This is a genomic window from Kitasatospora sp. NPDC057595, assembly GCF_042800875.1.
GTDB lineage: Bacteria > Actinomycetota > Actinomycetes > Streptomycetales > Streptomycetaceae > Kitasatospora.
The window spans coordinates 219,225-236,734 of the sequence record NZ_JBHVGL010000006.1 but is presented as its reverse complement, the minus strand read 5'-3'; the positions used below and the strand labels follow the sequence as shown (position 1 = coordinate 236,734).

Annotated in this window: 13 protein-coding genes and 1 riboswitch; of the genes, 8 read left to right on the top strand and 5 right to left on the bottom strand. The window is 74.4% G+C overall.

Annotated elements, in window-relative coordinates; all coding sequences use genetic code 11:
* Positions 1 to 13: 13 nt before the first annotated feature.
* Positions 14 to 1,615, bottom strand: a complete 1,602-nt coding sequence (locus ACFU9E_RS12755) for an ABC-F family ATP-binding cassette domain-containing protein (protein WP_380681465.1) — start codon at positions 1,613 to 1,615, stop codon at positions 14 to 16.
* Between the two features lie 193 nt (positions 1,616 to 1,808).
* On the opposite strand from ACFU9E_RS12755, the gene ACFU9E_RS12750 reads away from it, so the two are divergent.
* The 4 genes from ACFU9E_RS12750 (at position 1,809) to lepB (ending at position 7,406) form a co-directional block, all read left to right on the top strand.
* Positions 1,809 to 2,759, top strand: a complete 951-nt coding sequence (locus ACFU9E_RS12750) for a RimK family alpha-L-glutamate ligase (RefSeq protein ID WP_380714974.1) — start codon at positions 1,809 to 1,811, stop codon at positions 2,757 to 2,759.
* Between the two features lie 199 nt (positions 2,760 to 2,958).
* Positions 2,959 to 3,141: riboswitch (M-box (ykoK) riboswitch) on the top strand.
* A 363-nt stretch (positions 3,142 to 3,504) separates the two neighbouring features.
* Positions 3,505 to 4,674, top strand: coding sequence for a magnesium and cobalt transport protein CorA (locus ACFU9E_RS12745; RefSeq protein ID WP_380681469.1), 1,170 nt, complete (start codon positions 3,505 to 3,507; stop codon positions 4,672 to 4,674).
* A 395-nt stretch (positions 4,675 to 5,069) separates the two neighbouring features.
* Positions 5,070 to 6,149, top strand: coding sequence for a helix-turn-helix transcriptional regulator (locus ACFU9E_RS12740; protein ID WP_380681471.1), 1,080 nt, complete (start codon positions 5,070 to 5,072; stop codon positions 6,147 to 6,149).
* A gap of 144 nt (positions 6,150 to 6,293) precedes the next feature.
* The gene (lepB, locus tag ACFU9E_RS12735) at positions 6,294 to 7,406 is read left to right on the top strand and encodes a signal peptidase I (RefSeq protein ID WP_380681473.1); all 1,113 of its coding nucleotides are present in this window, start codon (positions 6,294 to 6,296) and stop codon (positions 7,404 to 7,406) included.
* Between the two features lie 113 nt (positions 7,407 to 7,519).
* Here the strand turns inward: lepB and ACFU9E_RS12730 are convergent, their stop codons facing one another.
* Positions 7,520 to 8,212, bottom strand: coding sequence for a TetR/AcrR family transcriptional regulator (locus tag ACFU9E_RS12730; protein WP_380681475.1), 693 nt, complete (start codon positions 8,210 to 8,212; stop codon positions 7,520 to 7,522).
* Positions 8,213 to 8,516: 304 nt separating this feature from the next.
* On the opposite strand from ACFU9E_RS12730, the gene ACFU9E_RS12725 reads away from it, so the two are divergent.
* Both ACFU9E_RS12725 and ACFU9E_RS12720 read left to right on the top strand, forming a co-directional pair.
* Positions 8,517 to 9,101 carry an NADPH-dependent FMN reductase gene (locus ACFU9E_RS12725; RefSeq protein ID WP_380681477.1) on the top strand — a complete coding sequence of 195 codons (585 nt, stop codon included), beginning with the start codon at positions 8,517 to 8,519 and terminating at the stop codon, positions 9,099 to 9,101.
* Positions 9,102 to 9,319: 218 nt separating this feature from the next.
* A complete protein-coding gene (locus ACFU9E_RS12720) occupies positions 9,320 to 10,513 on the top strand; it encodes a trans-sulfuration enzyme family protein (RefSeq protein WP_380681479.1) in 1,194 nt (397 codons plus the stop codon).
* Between the two features lie 86 nt (positions 10,514 to 10,599).
* Here the strand turns inward: ACFU9E_RS12720 and ACFU9E_RS12715 are convergent, their stop codons facing one another.
* Both ACFU9E_RS12715 and ACFU9E_RS12710 read right to left on the bottom strand, forming a co-directional pair.
* Positions 10,600 to 12,384, bottom strand: coding sequence for a SpoIIE family protein phosphatase (locus ACFU9E_RS12715; protein ID WP_380681481.1), 1,785 nt, complete (start codon positions 12,382 to 12,384; stop codon positions 10,600 to 10,602).
* A 109-nt stretch (positions 12,385 to 12,493) separates the two neighbouring features.
* Positions 12,494 to 12,958, bottom strand: coding sequence for a MarR family winged helix-turn-helix transcriptional regulator (locus ACFU9E_RS12710; protein ID WP_380681483.1), 465 nt, complete (start codon positions 12,956 to 12,958; stop codon positions 12,494 to 12,496).
* A 96-nt stretch (positions 12,959 to 13,054) separates the two neighbouring features.
* Between ACFU9E_RS12710 and ACFU9E_RS12705 the strand changes: the two genes are divergently transcribed.
* Together ACFU9E_RS12705 and ACFU9E_RS12700 are read left to right on the top strand one after the other, a co-directional pair.
* The gene (locus tag ACFU9E_RS12705; protein ID WP_380681485.1) at positions 13,055 to 13,900 is read left to right on the top strand and encodes an SDR family NAD(P)-dependent oxidoreductase; all 846 of its coding nucleotides are present in this window, start codon (positions 13,055 to 13,057) and stop codon (positions 13,898 to 13,900) included.
* Between the two features lie 206 nt (positions 13,901 to 14,106).
* Positions 14,107 to 15,003, top strand: coding sequence for a C40 family peptidase (locus ACFU9E_RS12700; RefSeq protein WP_380714972.1), 897 nt, complete (start codon positions 14,107 to 14,109; stop codon positions 15,001 to 15,003).
* A gap of 92 nt (positions 15,004 to 15,095) precedes the next feature.
* Here ACFU9E_RS12700 and helR read toward each other — a convergent pair whose 3' ends face one another.
* A complete protein-coding gene (gene helR / locus ACFU9E_RS12695) occupies positions 15,096 to 17,330 on the bottom strand; it encodes an RNA polymerase recycling motor ATPase HelR (protein WP_380681489.1) in 2,235 nt (744 codons plus the stop codon).
* Between the last annotated feature and the right edge of the window lie 180 nt (positions 17,331 to 17,510).

Genomic DNA, 17,510 nt, shown 5'->3' with positions numbered 1-17,510 from the left:
CCGGGGCCTCGGGTCAGTCCGCGGCGACCAGGTCGAGGCAGTCCTCGCTCCACAGGTCCTCGTCCCCGCCGGGCAGCAGCAGCACCCGGTCCGGCCGCAGCGCCTCGACCGCCCCGGGGTCGTGGGTGACCAGCACGATCGCGCCCGGGTAGTCGCCCACCGCCGCCAGCACCTCGTCCCGCGAGGCCGGGTCGAGGTTGTTGGTGGGCTCGTCGAGCAGCAGCACATTGGCGCCCGAGTGGACCAGCCCGGCCAGGGCGAGCCTGGTCTTCTCGCCGCCGGACAGCACCCCGGCCGGCTTGTCCGCGTCGTCGCCCCGGAACAGGAACGCGCCGAGCACCTGCCGCACATCACCGTCGGTGAGCGCCGGCGCGGCCGCGGCGAGGTTCTCCCGGACGCTGCGGCCCGGATCGAGGGTCTCGTGCTCCTGGGCGAAGTAGCCGAGCCGCAGCCCCGGTCCGGGGACGACGCGCCCGCCGTCCGGGGTCTGCCGGCCGGCCAGGACCCGCAGCAGCGTGCTCTTGCCCGCCCCGTTCGGGCCGAGCACGACGAGCCGGCTGCCCCGCTCGACGGCGAGGTCCAGTCCGTCGAGCACGGCGCGCCCGCCGTACGACTTGGTGAGGCCGACCGCGCCGAGCGGCGTCCGCCCGCAGGGCGCCGGCTCGGGCAGCCGGATGCGGGCGGTGCGCTCGGCCCGGCGGACGGGTTCGAGGGCGGCGAGCATCCGGTCGGCCCGGCGGGCCATCGAGCGGGCGGTGACGGCGGTCGCCACGTTCGCCCGCATCCGGTCGGCCTGGGCGTGCAGGGCGGCGGCCTTGCGTTCGGCGTTCGCCCGCTCTCGGGCGCGGCGGCGCTCGTCGGCCGCGCGCTGCGCCAGGTAGGCGGCCCAGCCGGTGTTGTGGACGTCGACCGTGGCGCGCTGCGGGTCGAGGTGGAAGACCCGGTTGACGGTGCCGGCCAGCAGCGGCACGTCGTGGCTGATCAGCACCAGGCCCCCGGGGTAGCCGGCCAGGTAGCCGCGCAGCCAGGCGACGGCGTCCGCGTCGAGGTGGTTGGTGGGCTCGTCGAGCAGCAGGGTGGCGTGGTCGGCGAAGAGGATCCGGGCCAGCTCGACCCGGCGCCGCTGGCCGCCGGAGAGCGAGCCGAGCGGGCTGTCCAGCAGCCGGTCGGGCAGGCCGAGGCCGGCCGCGACCCGCGCGGCCTCGGCCTCCGCCGGGTAGCCGCCACGGGCCTGGAACTCGGCCTCGGCCCGGGTGTAGGCGGTCATCGCGCGGCGCTGCGCGCGCTCGTCGCCGGCCGTGGCCATGGCGCTCTCGGCGGCCCGCAGCTCCCGGACGGCGGTGTCCAGACCGCGGGCGGACAGGATCCGCCCGGTGACGGTCACGGCCGGGTCGGCGGCGCGGGAGTCCTGCGCCAGGAAGCCGACCGGTCCGGTGCGGGTGACGGTACCGGCGGCGGGGCGCAGCCGCCCGGCGAGGGTGGCGAGCAGGGTGGTCTTGCCGGCGCCGTTGCGGCCGACCAGGCCGATGCGGTCACCGGGGGCGATGTGGAGGGTGAGGTCGGACAGCAGCAGGCGGGCGGCGACGCGCACGTCGACACCACGGGTGGTGATCAAGGGGATGACGCTCCGTAACAGCTAGCGGACACACGGGTGGCGTGGAGGCGGGTCCGTCAGCTAGGAGATGCGGGGCGTCGGCATGGCGCCGAGGTTAACCCCCGGGGCCCGGCGGGCGCATCCGGATTTACCGGGGGACCGACATTCCGGAAAGTCCTTGCCCGGGCATGTCCGTGACATGTTCGATGTGCCCATGGGGCGTAGCGAGCTCGTTCTGATGACCGATCACAGCTCGACCGAAGGCAGCCGGGAGGCGCTGGTGGCCGCCGTTCGGCGGCTCACCGGAAGGGCGCCGGTGCTGCTCGACGCGCGGCACTTCATGACCGGCGGACCGGACGGGCCGGCCGGTGGCGGCCGGGTCCGCGGCAGCGGCGACGGCGTCGCCCTGGAGGTTCCCGCCGAGGGCCTCGCGGTGACCGCCCGGTCGGTGATCCTCTACGAGATACCGCCGCACCGGCGTGCGGAGCTCGTCGACTGCCAGCGGACCCTGCTCGCGCACGGCGTCCGCTCGCTCGGCACCGCCGCCGACGGATGGCGCACGGCGAGCGACAAGCGGCTCACCGTCGAGTGCTTCGCCCGCGACGGCGTGCGCCAGATGCCCACCGTCACGCTCTCCCGGCCCACCGCCGCCGAGGCCGCCGAGGTGTTCGACCGGCTCGGCGGCGACGTCTGGGCCCGCCCGACCGTCGGCATGAGCGGGCAGGACGTCTTCCACGTCACCACCCACGCCCAGCTCGCCGAGGCGGCCGAGCGCTACGCGCGGGCCGGCACCGACTGGCTGCTGGCCCGGGACGCCCGCAACTTCACCGCCGACGGCCGCCGCCACCAGTACCGGGTGACCGTGCTCGGCGGGCGGGCGCTGCGCGCCGTCGAACACGTGCAGGACGACCCGGACGAGCCGTGCAACCTCGCCCGGGGCGCCGTCTCCACCCCGCTGCCGCTGGCGGAGCTGCCCGCCGGCCTGGCGGAGCTGGCGGTGGCGGCCACCGGGTCGGTCGGGCTGCCGTTCGCGGCCGTCGACCTCGCGGCGGAGAGCGGCGGCGTGGTCTTCGAGGTCAACGTCCACCCCGCGTTCGGCTCGCCCGGCGCGCTGGAGGCGGTCGCCGTGCCATACGTGGCGGCCCACCTCGGCTCCTCCGACTGACCCCGAAGTCGTCCCCCCACCCCGAAGCCGAACCCGATCCGGGCCCGATCCGATCCCTTGTCCGCACAGGGAAAATGACGCAACGTCGGCAAAACCGGCCGCCGGGGCGCCCGCCGCCGCTGCGCGCCCCCCGTCGGGTCGCCGCAGGGCCCCTGGTCGAAGGACCCCTTTCGGGGGTACTAGACTCGGGGAGGTTGTGAAGGCACCTCGTTCGGTGAGGCGTCGCCATGGACACAGGCCACTGACCCCACGACGTCGAGAGACGCCCAGGGTCAGGACAGGTCTCCCCGGCCTAAGGGGTGACCCCAAGTGGCTGCACCCCGGAATCCCGGGGCGCTACGCCGTGGCGTGCCAAAGCTCTGACGAGATTCAGGGGTGCCCACCCGTCGTCGCGGCGCCCGTGTGCGCCCGCTCGGCGGTGTGGAGCCTCCTGGTGGCCCGGTAACGGCGACCCCTCGCGGGCGCCCCGACGGCGAGGAGGTGAGAGCAGTGGAGTGCGGTAGTCCGGGTCGAAGTCGGCCCCGCCCCAGGACGTCCCCCACTCTTCCTGGCACCCGGCACCCCTCCTCCCGCACCGCTCCCGACCCCCACCGCCGCACCGCCCGCCGCTGACCCCGGCGCGGCCGCGCGCGGCCCGGGCGCCGTGCGTGGTGGAGGGCGGCCGGGCGCCTCCCGCCCGCCCCGCACCCCGCGACGTGCCACGTCCCCGGGTGCGGCGGCCCCCGAACCGCGGAGGTACCCCGTCATGTCCGACTGGCGTGTGCGCGCTGTGCGCGCGAGCAAGCGTCCCTTCACCCGTCCCGTCACCTCGGCCGGCGGCGCGCCCGCCCAGCCCGCCCCCGAGCACTCCATGGACCCGCGCCCGGACCAGCCGGTCGAGCACGTGAGCCTGGAGCGCTCCGTCGTCGACGCGGCCGTCTACCGCGACGGTCACCGCGTGCAGTCGGCCGCCAACCTGGCCGACGTCTACCGCGAGCTGCCCGGCAAGCCCGGCACGATGGCCTGGATCGGGCTCTACCGCCCCGCCGAGGCCCAGCTGCTGGAGGCCGCCGAACGCTTCAACCTGCACGAACTGGCCGTCGAGGACGCCATCGTCGCCCACCAGCGCCCCAAGCTGGAGCGCTACGGCGACACCCTCTTCGTGGTGCTGCGCGCCGCCCGCTACCTGGACGACGTGGAGGAGGTCGACTTCGGCGAGATCCACCTCTTCGTCGGCCCCGACTTCGTCCTCACCGTCCGCCACTCCCAGGCCCCCGACCTCTCCGCCGTCCGCCGCCGGGTGGAGGCCGACCCCGAACTGCTGGCCCTCGGCCCCGAGGCCGTCCTGTACGCGGTGCTCGACGCCGTCGTCGACGGCTATGCCCCGGTCATCGCCGGCCTCCAGCACGACATCGACGAGATCGAGACCGAGGTCTTCGGCGGCGACCCGCAGGTGTCCCGGCGCATCTACGAACTCTCCCGCGAGGTCATCGAGTTCCAGCGCGCCACCCGCCCGCTGCTGGAGATCATGAAGAGCCTGGAGGCCGGCTTCGGCAAGTACGGCACCGACGAGGAGCTCCAGCGCTACCTGCGGGACGTCGCCGACCACGCCACCTACGCCGCCGAGCGCGTCGACGGCTTCCGCCAGATGCTGCAGAACATCCTCACCGTCAACGCCACCCTGGTCTCCCAGCGGCAGAACGAGGAGATGAAGCAGCTCGCCGAGGCCGGCCACGCCCAGAACGACGAGATCAAGAAGATCTCCTCCTGGGCGGCCATCCTCTTCGCCCCGACACTGATCGGCACCGTCTACGGCATGAACTTCGACGAGATGCCGGAACTCCACTGGGCCTTCGGCTACCCCTTCGCCATCGCGCTGATGGCCCTCGTCTGCACCAGCCTCTACTTGATCTTCAAGCGCCGCAACTGGCTCTGACGCCTCTGACGCCTCCGGCGGCTCCGGCGGGCGACGAAGGGGTGCCGGGGGAGGACGGCCGCCGCAGGCGCTTCGCGGCAGGAGGTCTGCCGACGGGTCGCCCCTGAACGGTCACGATTCGGGTGCGCCGCACCCGGTCCGAGTGCGGGCGCCTGCGGCAGGAAATGACTTGGCGTCAGTCAAGTGGCGAAGGAGGTGACTTGGCTCGGAGGTGGATCCTTCGTGTCAAGGCCCGTGGCGGTGCTGTCGGTGGTGGCGCGGACGTTCATGAGGATGAGGCGCCGGGGTCGGGGGCCCGACCGGAGGCGGAGGGAGGATCCGCCTGTCGGTGCATGGGCCGGTAGTCGGTGTGCCTGCTACTTTCCCGAACCATGGGATCACGTGGAGCACGTGGGATGGCGGCGCAACAGGCGATCGAGGGGCTCCGGGAACTCGTCGGAGCGGGGCTGACGGCCGAGAAGGTGTTCCGCAGGGCCGATGAACTGCTGCGCACGCTCCTGGAGTACGACGCGGTCTGCTGGCACTCGGCGGACCCGGCGACCGGGTTGGTGACCTCGGTGCTGAGCGACGACCTCAGCCTGGTGGGGTTCGAGAACGCCGTGCGTCTGGAGGTGTGGGCGGACGACGTGGCGACCTTTCCCGCGATCCGCCGCAGTGGCGTCCGCGCGGAGACGCTCAGCCGGGCGACCGGGGGCCGGCCGGCGGACAGTGTGCGGTTCCGCGAACTGATCGGCCCGGCTGGGTTCGGCGACGAACTGCGGGCGGTGTTCGACGCACATGGTGGGATGTGGGGCTGCGCGGCGTTCATGCGGGCCGCCGACCGGGGGCCGTTCCTGGCCCAGCAGCGGGAGCTCGCGGACCTCGCCGCGCGCCACCTGGGCAATGCCCTGCGGGCCTGCCACGTGCCGCCGGCCGTCGCCGAGGGCCGCTGGGAGACGGAGTCGGGCTGGTCGCGGGACGACGGGCCGGCCGTGGTGGTGCTCGGTCCGGCGAACCGGCCGCTGGCGCTGTCCGGGCCGGCGGAGGAGCTGCTCGGCCGGTTGGCCGACCCGAGCCGGACCTCGCTCGGTGTGCCGACCGCGTTCGCGGTGGCCGCCGAGCAGGCCCGCCGGGCGGCGCGCGGGCTGGCCACGCCGCAGTCGAAGATCCGGGTGCAGGACGGCGACGGCCGGTGGTACGTGCTGCACGGGTCGACCTTGAAGGGCGGCAGCGAGGGCGAGGTGACGGTGGTCGCGGCCCCGGCGACCCCCGCCGACGCGATGCCGCTCTACCTCTCCGCGTACGGGCTGACGGCGCGTGAGCAGGAGGTGGCGCTGCTGCTGGTGCGCGGGTGCGACACCCGGGACGTGTCACGGCTGTTGGCGATGAAGCCCTACACCGTGCAGGACCACCTGAAGTCGGTGTTCGCCAAGGCCGGGGTGGCCAGCCGCCGTGAGCTGGTTGCGCGGATCATGCTCGGCGGCGGGACGGCGTAGCAAGGGGGCGACCCGGCCGGGTGGCCTGCCTGGGCACCGGGTCGCGGGTGTACGTTCTGACGGGTCGGCGGGAACCACCGTTCGTTAGCTGACAACGGGGGGTCCCGCGGCGGGGCCCGTCGGGCCGTCCGGAGGGGGCCAGGGATGAGCATCGAGGAGACCGCGGGTTCGGCGGGCAACGGTGAGGCCGGTGCGGGCGCCGGTCCGGCGAGCGGCCAGGCGGGCGCACCGGGGATGGGGGAGGCGGCGCCGTCCGCCGCGCCGGTGGCTGCCGCGGGCACCGCGACCGCCACGCACGGGCCGGAGGGGCCGGATGGGTCGCGAGGGCCGGGCGGTTCGGGTCGGCCGGGGGAGGACGGCGAGGGCACCGACGCGGCCGACGGCGGCGGGGGCGGCAAGGCGGCGAAGAAGAAGCGGCCGCTCTGGCAGGAACTGCCGATCCTCATCGGCATCGCCCTGCTGCTCTCACTGGGCATCAAGACCTTCTTCGTCCAGGCGTTCTCCATCCCCTCCGGCTCGATGCAGCACACGCTGGAGAAGAACGACCGGGTCCTGGTCGACAAGTTCACGCCGTGGTTCGGTGCCGAGCCGGAGCGCGGCGAGGTGGTGGTCTTCAAGGACCCGGGCGGCTGGCTGGACTCGGTGCCGCGGGAGAAGGGCAACGCCGTCGTCGAGGGCATCCGCACGGTGCTCAGCACCGTGGGCCTGCTGCCGTCCGACAACGAGAAGGACCTGATCAAGCGGGTGATCGCGGTCGGCGGCGACACCGTCGAGTGTCGGCAGGGCAGTCCGCTGAAGGTCAACGGGGTGGCGCTGGACGAGCCGTACCTGTTCCCGGGCGCCACGCCGTGCGACGACGCGCCGGTGGGTGAGGTGACCGTCCCCAAGGACCACCTGTGGGTGATGGGCGACCACCGCAACGACTCGCGCGACTCGCGCTTCCACGTCAACGAGCCGGGCAACGGGTTCGTGCCGGTGAAGAACGTGATCGGCCGGGCGTTCGTGATCGCGTGGCCGCTGTCGCGCTGGGACACCCTGCCGGTGCCGGACACCTTCGGGCAGCAGGGTCTGGCGTCCGGCGGGTCGGCCCTGGTCGCCGGGGAGGCCGGGCGCCCCGGGGACGCCGGGAGTGGCCGGCCCGGTGGCGACCGGCCGGCCGAGCCTTCGGCGCCCGAGGCCGCCGCCGTGGCCGCGGCGGTGCCGTTCGCGCTCTGGCAGCGGCGCCGGGCCGCGCGGGCCGGAGGCGGGCGCCGCTGACGTCGGCTCCGGTTCCGGCCGGACAAGTCACCGGGTCACCCGCTCACCAGGTCATCGGGTCCCCGCCGCCTCCGTCCCGGTCGTTCCGGGGTCGGGGGCGGCGGCGGGGCCGTTCACGCCGGGCCGTGCCAGCGCGGGGCGGTGCCGTAGCGGGCGAGGAAGAGGTCGACGCCCGCCCCGATGACCCGGGCGAGTTCGGCTTCGTCCACGGGGGTGGCCGGGGAGAAGGTGTACACCAGCTGCGGGATGCCGACGGTACTGGCCACCAGCTGCTGGACGGCGAGCTTCGGGTCGGACACGTGCAGCGCGCCGCTGTCGGTCAGCTCGGTGAGCAGGTCGACCAGCGGGCCGTTGTTCATGTCGTAGGTGACGCGGTACCAGAGCTGGCCGAGCTGCGGGAAGCGGTCGATCTCGCCGATCACCAGACGGCGCAGCAGCATCACCTCGGGGCGCAGCAGGATGCGGGCGAGGGCGGTGGCGTGGCGCACGAGCGCCGTGCGCAGGTCCGGGGCGTCGGCGAGGGTGCGGGCGGGCGGCGTCAGATCGGCGTAGGTCTTGGGCAGCACGCCTCCGACGACGGCCAGGAACAGGCGCTCCTTGCTGCCGAAGTGCTTGTAGATGGTGGCCTTGGAGACGCCGGACCGGCCGGTGATGGTGTCCATCGAGGCGGCGGAGTAGCCCTCGGCGAGGAACTCGGTGAGGGCGGCGTCGATGATGGCCTGCCGCTTGCGCGTCGCGGCGTCGCCCGGGTCGGGAATGATCGGGATGCCGTACTCGTCGGTGGCGTCCTGGCGCTCGGCTGCCATGTGCGGCCGCCCTTTCATCGGGTGGGGGAGTGCTGAGGGTGGGAGTGCCGACCGTGTACTGACCGGTCGGGTCCGTTGTACTGACCGGTCTGTTCGGTGGACTGCGCAGGTCAGCCTATGAACTGAACCGTTCGGTACGCAAAACCCTCGGGGCTCCGGCCGACTGAACTACACGGACCGGCCTGCCGTCAAGACTGAACTGTTCAGTTGACAGACTGAACTGATCCGTTTAGTTTTCTCGACGTCGGCAAGCCCGACACCCGACGGAAGCCCGATCACCCGCACCACGTCCGAGGAGCCCCCCATGACCGCGTCCAAGATCTTCGCCATCTCCGGCTCGCTGCGCGCCGACTCCCACAACACCCGCCTGCTGCGCGCCGCGCAGAAGTTCAACCCGGGTGGCCAGGAGATCGAGATCTACGAGGGCCTGCGCGATATCCCGCCGTACGACCTGGACCTCGACACCCCCGAGCTGAGGCCGGCCGTCGTTCAGGACCTGCGCCGGCGGGTCCAGGAGGCCGACGGCCTGCTGATCGCGACCCCCGAGTTCAACTACTCCATCCCCGGCGTCCTGAAGAACGCCCTCGACTGGCTGAGCACCGACTGGACCCGCAGCGAGGGCCTGCCGCTGCACCGCAAGCCGGCCGCGATCCTCGGTGCCGCGCCGACCAACTTCGGCACCGTCCGCGCCCAGCTGGCGCTGCGCCAGGTGTTCGTCTGGACCGACACCGACGTCGTGGTGAAGCCCGAGGTCATCGTCTTCCGGGCGCACGAGCGCTTCGACGAGAACGGCAACCTGACCGACACGACCACCATCGAGCTCCTCCAGGGCCTGCTCGTCGCGCTCCAGGAGAAGATCGACGCCAAGGCGGCCCGCGAGGCGAGCTGAACCACGACGCCGCCGGCCAGGCGCACCCGGTACACCCGGCAGACGCCGGCCACTCGGCAGACCCTGGCCACTCGGCAGACCCTGGCCACTCGGCAAGCCCGGGCCACTCGGCAGACCCGGCGTCCTCGGCCGGTGGGGCGACCGGCGGGCCGGTCAAGGGCCACCGGGCCCGGATTGGACCTGTTCCCGTCGGGCCCCGCCCCGCCAGCATGGGCGGCATGAGCGACCACCACCGCGCGCTGCGCCCCGAGAGCCGGATCGTCCACCCGCCCGTCGAGGAGGTGACCGGCAGCCGCCCGCTGGGCGTGCCGCTGCACCAGGGCCACGTCTTCGCCTTCCCCGACAGCGACACCCTCGCGGACGCCTTCGGCGCCCCTGACGGGGCGTTCCTCTACAGCCGGTTCGGCAATCCGACGGTCCGCTCGCTGGAGCGCGCGGTGGCCGATCTGGAGGGCGGCAGCGGCGCGCTGGCCGCCTCCTCCGGCATGGGCGCGATCACCACCGTGCTGCTCGCGCTGCTCCGCTCCGGTGACCACGTGATCGCCCAGCAGAGCCTGTACGGCGGCACCTTCGCGGCTCTCGCCGACCTGACGGCGCGCTGGGGCGTCACGGTCACCTTCGTGCGCGGCGACGACCCGGAGGAGGTGCGGGCGGCCCTGCGGCCGACCACCCGGCTGCTGTACCTGGAGACCGTCTCCAACCCCGTCGCGCGTGTCACCGACCTGCCGGCGCTGATCGGCGCGGCCCGTGAGGCCGGTGTGCTGAGCGTGGTGGACAACACCTTCACCACGCCGCTGCTCTGCCGCCCGATCGAGCACGGCGCGGACATCGTGCTCCACTCGGCCACCAAGTACCTCGGCGGCCACTCCGACGTCCTGGCCGGGATCGCCGTCTTCGCCGACGCCGGGCTGCACCACCGCGTCTGGCACCACGCCCTGGAGCAGGGGGCGGCGCTCGACCCGTTCGCCGCCTGGCTGACGCTGCGCGGGATGCAGACCCTGGGCCTGCGGATGCGCCGGCACAACGAGGTCGCGCTCGACCTGGCCGGGCGGCTCGCCGCCCACCCGGCGGTCGCCGCGGTGCACCACCCGGGCCTGCCCGGCCACCCGGACCACGAGCGGGCCCGGCGACTGCTGCCGGACGGTCAGGGCGGGGTGTTCGCCTTCGACCTGGCCGGCGGGCGGGAGGCGGCGCGCACCTTCGTCGGCGCGGTCCGCCTCGCCTCGCTCGCGCCCTCGCTGGGAGGCGTGCACACCCTGGTCCTGCACCCGGCCAGCACCTCCCACCGCCAGCTGTCCGACGACGAGCTGACCGCCGCTGGCATCGGCCCCGGCACGGTGCGGATCGCCGTCGGCATCGAGCACCCCGAGGACCTCTGGGCCGATCTGGAGCAGGCCCTGGCCGGACTCTGACCGGTCCCGGGCCCGGACGGGGGCCACCGGCCGCCGCGCCCCTGCGCCGCGGGCCCCCTGCGCCGCGCCCCTACGCCGTGGGCCCCCTATGCCGCAGGCCGGGGCCGCGGCCGGGCCGCCAGCACGGCGATGTCGTCCTCCGCCGGGTGGCCGGCGTCCGGGCCGACGCCGTGCAGCGCCGCGTCCAGCAGGTCGTCGAGCGGCCCGGCGGCCGGCAGCCGCAGCGCGGCGAGGCGGGCCAGCGAGGCGTCGATGTCCTCGCCGCGCCGCTCCACCAGACCGTCCGTGTACAGCAGCAGGGTCTCGCCCGGCAGCAGGTCGCGGCCGGCCTGTTCGTACCCGCCGAGCCCGGTGCCGAGCGGCGGCCCGGTCGGGAGCCGCAGCAGTTCGGTGGGCCGGCCCGGGGCGATCAGGGCCGGCGGGAGGTGCCCGGCGCTGGCGAACGTCCACCGGCCCCGGCCCGGGTCGGCGAGGGCGAGCAGGCAGGTCGCCGGGCGGGCGGACTCGTTGGCGGCGATGACGGCGTCCAGCTGGCGCAGGATCCGGTGCGGCGGCAGGTCCATCGCGGCGACGTCGCGCAGGGTGGCGCGGTAGCTGCTCATGTCGACGGCCGCCTCGACGCCGTGGCCCATCACGTCGCCCATGACCAGCAGGGTGCGCCCGAACGGCAGGCGGACCGTCTCGTACCAGTCGCCGCCGACCACCGAGCTGCTGCCGGACGGCAGGTAGCGGGAGGCGAGTTCGAGGTTCTGGTGCGGATGGCCGGGCTCGCTGAGCAGCGCGCGCTGGAGGTCGAGCGCGATGCCCTGCGAACGGCTGTAGCGGCGCGCGTTGTCGATGCCGGTGGCGGCCCGGGCGGCGAGGTCGCCGACCAGCACCGCGTCGTCGGGCCCGAAAGCCGGGGAGCCGGCGGTGCGGGCCAGCGTCAGCAGTCCGATCAGCCGGCCACGCGCGGTCAGCGGCACCACCAGCAGCGAGGTCACCCCGGCGGCCCGGTACACGGCCGCGCTGTCCCGGTCGGGCGCAGCCTCGGCCAGTTCCTCGGCGGTGCGCGGTGCGACCAGCACGGCGACCCCGGAGGCCAGGGCCCGGGCCGCCGTCGAACCGTCCCGGTGGCGCACCGACTCGCCCGGGCGCGGCAGCCGGTCCACGGCCGGCCGCAGCTCCTGCGTGCAGTCGAGCGCGGCCCGGTGGAAGCGACGGCCCGGCGCCCGGCCGGTGCGGGCGTCGGCGTCCGGCGGCAGGACGTCGACGGTGGCCAGCTCGGCCAGCCGGGGCACGGCGAACGCCGACAGTTCGGCGCAGGTGGTGTCGACGTCCAGGGTGGTGCCGATCCGTTCGGCGGCGGTCTCCAGGAGGGCGAGGCGGGTGCGCGCCCGGGCGAGTTCGCGCCGCAGTTCCCGGTCCGGGTCGGGGTCGTCGAGGACCAGGACCACCACGCCGGCGGGGCGGCCGTCGGCGGTCAGCAGCCGGTAGCGCACCCGCAGGCCGGGCGGCACCGGCGCTCCCGGACCGTCCGGTCCGCCGGTGGTGCGTTCACGGTCCCGCCCGTCGGCCAGCACGCGGCGCAGCGTGCCGGCGGCGTCCGCGAACGCCGTGGCCTCCACCGGCCGGCCCTGCAGGTCGGCCCGGCGCAGGCCGGTGACCGTGCTGAAGGCCGGGTTCAGGTAGAGCCAGCGCAGCTCGGCGTCGAGTAGCGCCACTCCGGCGGGCAGGACGCCGATCAGCTCACCGAGAAGATCCGGGCCGTCGCCCTCCGTAGCGCCGTAGGCCCTCCCGCGGAGCGCCGCGGCCGCCGCCGTGAGCGCGTCGGTCTCCGCGCCCGGCGGGGTGCCGCCGTCTCCTCCTCCGCCGCCGTATCGGAACCGCATAGGCCCATGATCACGCCCCGGGCCGCGCCGCGCCCACGGAGTGGCGCGTGCTTGACCGGTCGATGGGCTTCCGGTAATGCGACCGCAAGGCGACCGGGTCGGGGACGCCTCAGGCTTCGGGGCGGTGCTTGAGCTTCGCCCAGACCCTTTCCAGCGCGGCGATGTCGGCGTCGTCGAGGCGGTCGTCGAAGGCCTCGGCGAGTGCGGCGCGGCGGGTCGCGTCGGCGGCGGTGAACAGTTGCCGGCCCTCCGGCGTCAGCGCGATCCGTACCGAACGGGCGTCGGTGGGGGAGGGGGCGCGCTCGACCAGGCCGCGCGCCTGAAGGGCGTCGGCGACCCGGGAGACCTGGCTGCGGCTCAGCAGCGTCTTGGCTCCCAGGTCGGAGGCGGCGACCGGCCGGTCCTGGGCGTGCAGCCAGAGCATCACCTCGAACCAGGAGAGCGGCAGGTCGTGGGCCCGGGTGAGGGCCTGGTCGACCCGGGTGCTGAGGGTGGTGCCGGCCCAGACCAGGCCGTAGAAGGCGTGATCGCGGGCTGTGAGGTCTCCCAGGGTGATGTCGGTGCGCTGCGCCATGCCCGTCAGCCTACCTTTGTGCGTGTGCGCGCACACATCTTGCTATGGTGTGTGTGCACGCACACAAGCCGAAGCCGCAAGCGCGAAGGAGCCCTCATGGCCAGTGACCGGATCGTCCTCATCACCGGCACCTCCAGTGGTATCGGCCTCGCCGCTGCGGTCGCGGCCGCCCGCGCAGGCTTCCGCGTCATCGCCACCATGCGCGACACCGGGCGCTCCGGTGCGCTGCTCAAGGCCGCCGAGGCGGCCGGGGTCGCGCACCGGGTCGAACTCGCCCGGCTCGACGTCACCGACGCCGCCTCCGTCGCCGAGTGCCTGGCCGGGGTCCTCGACCGGCACGGACGGCTCGACGCCGTGGTCAACAACGCGGGCGCCGGGCGGGTCGGCACCGTCGAGCAGGACGGGCTCGCCCCCGTCCGCGAGGTCATGGAGGTCAACTTCTTCGGCGTCGTCGAGGTGACCCGGGCCGCCCTGCCGCACCTGCGGGCCACCGGCGGCCGGGTGGTCACCGTGACCAGTGTCGGCGGCGTGGTCGGCCAGCCGTTCAACGAGGCCTACTGTGCGGCCAAGTTCGCCGTCGAGGGGTTCATGGAGTCGCTCGCCCCGGTCGCCGCCACCGTCGGCGTGTCCGTCTCCGTGGTCGAACCCGGCGCCGTGGCCAGCGAGTTCGTCGCCAGCCAGGGCATCGACCTGCCCGCCCTGCTGGCCGCCGCCGGCCCGTACGCGCCCGCCCTGGAGGCCTATGCGGCGCGCACCCGGGCCGCCTTCGACCAGGCGCAGACGTCCGAGCGGGCCGCCGAGGCCGTGATCGACGCGCTCACCGCCGAGCGGCCGGCGTTCCGCCTGCAGACCTCCGACCGGGCCCGCGCCTTCGTCGGCGCCAAGCTCGCCGACCTCGACGGTTCCGCCGTCCAGGCGATGACGAGCGGCTGGGTGGCCTGAGCCTGAGCCTGAGCCTGGGCCTGGGCCTCGGCCTGCGCGTGAGCCTGGGCCTGGGCCTGGGGCGTGAGTCTGAGCCTGGGCGTGAAGCTGGGCCTGCGACGCCGGTCCCGTTCCGGCATGTTCACCTAAAGATCATTGACCCACCGTCAGTGTCGCTGGAACGATTCGGGGTCATGACTACGCGCGTAAACCTTCTGTCCCGTCGGTTGATCGCCCCGTTACGGTGGGCGGCCCTGCTGTCCGTGCTGGTGTCGGTCGGGGTCTTCTTCGCCGGCGCCGGAGCGGCCCAGGCGGCGCCCGCCTGCGGGGTGCTCTCCACCGGGGCGGCGCCCCAGGCCGCCGCCGCCGTCCGCTCCGCCTGCGGGCTGATCGGCACCCCGTACTCGTGGGGCGGCGGCCACGGCGCGACGCCCGGCCCGACGTACGGGCTCTGCGACCCCGCCAACGGCGCGCCCAACGACTGCAACGTCCGCGGCCTGGACTGCTCCGGCATGGTCCGCTACGCCTACGACCTGGCCGTCGGCGAGGACGTCATCAACGGCACCACCCGGACCCAGTGGCCGACCTCCAGAGCCGTCGCCCGCTACTACCGGGCGGACGGAACGGCGCCGCTGCTCCCCGGGGACCTGGTGTACTTCGGGAACACCGCCTCCACCATCCACCACGTCGCGATGTACCTCGGGCAGGGCTGGATCGTCGAGGCCCCGTACTCCGGCGGCTACGTCCAGGTGGCGGCGCTCTCCTCGCACGGCGACTACTACGGGGCCATCCGGCTGTACGGATCCGGCTCCTCCTCGACCACGCCTCCGACCACGCCCCCGGCGGGCGGCGGCCAGTACTGGGTGGACACCTTCTCCAATGCGCCGGTGTACGGTTCGCCGACGTCGACGAGCAGTACGGGGACGCTGTACCAGGGGACGAACTACGTGTACTGCAAGGCGTGGGGCCGTGAGGTGTCCAGCGGCGGCAGCCTCAATCACTGGTGGCTGAAGACCGACCCGGACGTCGGCCCGGGCGGTCAGTGGGTGTCGGCGTTCTACCTGTCCCGGTGGGGCAATGACACGGCCAAGGACAACAACGGCACCACCATCCCCGACTGCTAGGACGCGCTCGGGACGGACGGATGCCGACCGTGCCGCTCGCAGCCTCGAACCCCTGGCTGCGACCGGCACGGTCGCTCGGTACCCGCCCGCCCTCAGCCGCCGCTCGTGAGCACGACGAGCTGCCGGGTCGCCCGCGTCATCGCGACGTAGCGGTCGACCGCGCCCGCGACACCCTCGCCGAAGGACGCCGGCTCGACGAGCACCACCAGGTCGAACTCCAGGCCCTTCGCCAGCTCCGGCGTGAGCGAGCGGATCCGGTCGGTCTCCCCGGCCGCCCCGCCGGACCCCTCCCCGAACGTCTCCGCGAAAGCCGCCGTGAACGCCGCGTCGCCGATCACGCAGGCGGTGCCCTCGGTGTGCGCGTCGATCCAGGCGCCGAGCACGCCGTCCAGCTCCGCGACCGCCCCGTAGGTGACCGGCACCCCGCTGCGCCGCACCGAGGTGGGCACGTTGGCGTCCGGCAGGGCGGCCCGGACGACCGGCTCGGCCTCCGCCATGACCTCCTCGGGCGTGCGGTAGTTGACGCTCAGCGAGGCGACTTCGGCGCGGTCCAGGCCGATCCGCGCCAGCCGCTCCCGCCAGGACTCCGCGAAGCCGTCCCGGGACTGGGCGCGGTCCCCGACGACGGTGAAGCTCCGCGACGGGCAGCGCGCCAGCAGCATCTGCCACTCGGCGTCGGTCAGCTCCTGCGCCTCGTCCACGACGACGTGGGCGAACGGCCCGGCTAGCCGGTCCGGGTCGGCGGCGGGCAGCGCGTTCCCGTCGACCAGGGTGTCCCTGAGGTCCTGGCCGCGCAGCATGGTGACCGCGCCCTCGCCGTCGTCGTCGGCCGCGAGGATGTCCGTGATCACCTCGGCCATCCGGGCCCGCTCGGCGGCGAGCGCGGCCTCCTGGCGCCGCTTGCGCCGGGCGGTCTCCGGATCGCCGAGCCGCCGGCGTGCCGCGTCCAGGATCGGCAGGTCGGACAGTGTCCAGGCCTGCGCCTCGGTGCGCCGCAGCCGGCGCACCTCCTCGGGGGCGAGCCACGGGGCGCACAGCCGCAGGTAGGCGGGCACCGTCCAGAGGTCGCCGACCAGGTCGGTGGCCTCCAGCAGCGGCCAGGCACGGTGCAGGGCGGCGACCAGCTCCTCGTCCCGTCGCAGTGAGCGCAGGAACGTCTCGACCGGAATCTCCTCGCCGCCCTCCAGCTTGGCCAGCAGCAGCTCGGCCAGTTCCGCCCAGATCTCCTCGCGCGCCTCGTTGTGCGGGGTGCCCGGGTCCGGTGCCTCGAAGGCCTCGGCCCAGTCCTCGGCGCTCAGCCACAGGTCGTCCCAGTCCGTGGAGACGGTCATCCCCTCGGTCGGCGGCTCCTCGTAGATCCGCACCGCCTGCTCCACCGCCCGCACCATGGCCGCCGAGGACTTCAGCCGCGCCACCTCCGGATCGGGTTCGGGCGCCGCGTCCGCGCCCTCGGCGAGCAGGTCCCGCACGGTGCAGGTCCGCACGCCCTCCTCGCCGAGGCTGGGCAGCACGTCGGAGACGTAGTCCAGGTAGGGCTGGTGCGGGCCGACGAACAGCAGGCCGCCGCGGCGGTGGCCGAGCCGCGGGTCGGAGTGGAGCAGATACGCCGCGCGGTGCAGGGCGACCACCGTCTTGCCGGTGCCGGGGCCGCCGTCGACCACCAGCGCGCCGCGCGAGCCGGCCCGCACGATGGCGTTCTGGTCCGCCTGGATGGTCGCCAGCACGTCCCGCATCCGCGCCGAGCGGCTGCCGCCCAGGGTGGCGATGAACGCGGACTGGTCGTCGAGGGCGGCGTGCCCCGCCAGTCCCTCGGCGGCGAACACCTCGTCCCAGTAGTCGGTGATCCGCCCGTCCGTCCAGCGGTAGCGGCGGCGGCTGGCCAGGCCCATCGGGTCGCCGTGGGTCGCGGCGAAGAACGGCTCGGCGGCGGGTGAGCGCCAGTCGAGCAGCAGCCGGCGGCCCTCGCTGTCGGTGAGGCCGAGCCGGCCGATGTACACCGGTTCGCCGCCGTCGGCCGGAACGATGCGCCCCAGGCACAGGTCCAGGCCGAAGCGGCGCAGCGTCCGGAGCCGCCCGGTCAGACGGTGGACCTCGATGTCCCGGTCCATCGCGGCCCGTCCGGCACCGCCGGGCGCCCGCCGGGCGGTGTCGAGGAGCTCGGAGACCTCGGCGGTCGCCCGCTCCAGGCTCCGCGCGACGGCCGCGAAGTGCCGCTCGTCCTGGGCGACGAGCGCCGGGTCGGCCTTGGCGCGGAGGCGGTCGGGGAGGCCGAACGCACTGGTGGTGTCCGCGCCGGTGGCGAACGTGCTGGTGGCGGGGGCGGTCATGGCAGCGGCTCCGGTCCTGGAATCCGACACAAGCTGATGCACTACGCAAAACTCCCAAGTGGGGTTGGTTCCGGCTTCGGTCGACGATTGTGCGCCAGGACCGGGGCCTTGCGGCAAGGCCCCCCGTGCGCTATAGCTTGAGAGTGGCAGGAGGAGCGTGCCGTTCTTCCGCTCCCTGCT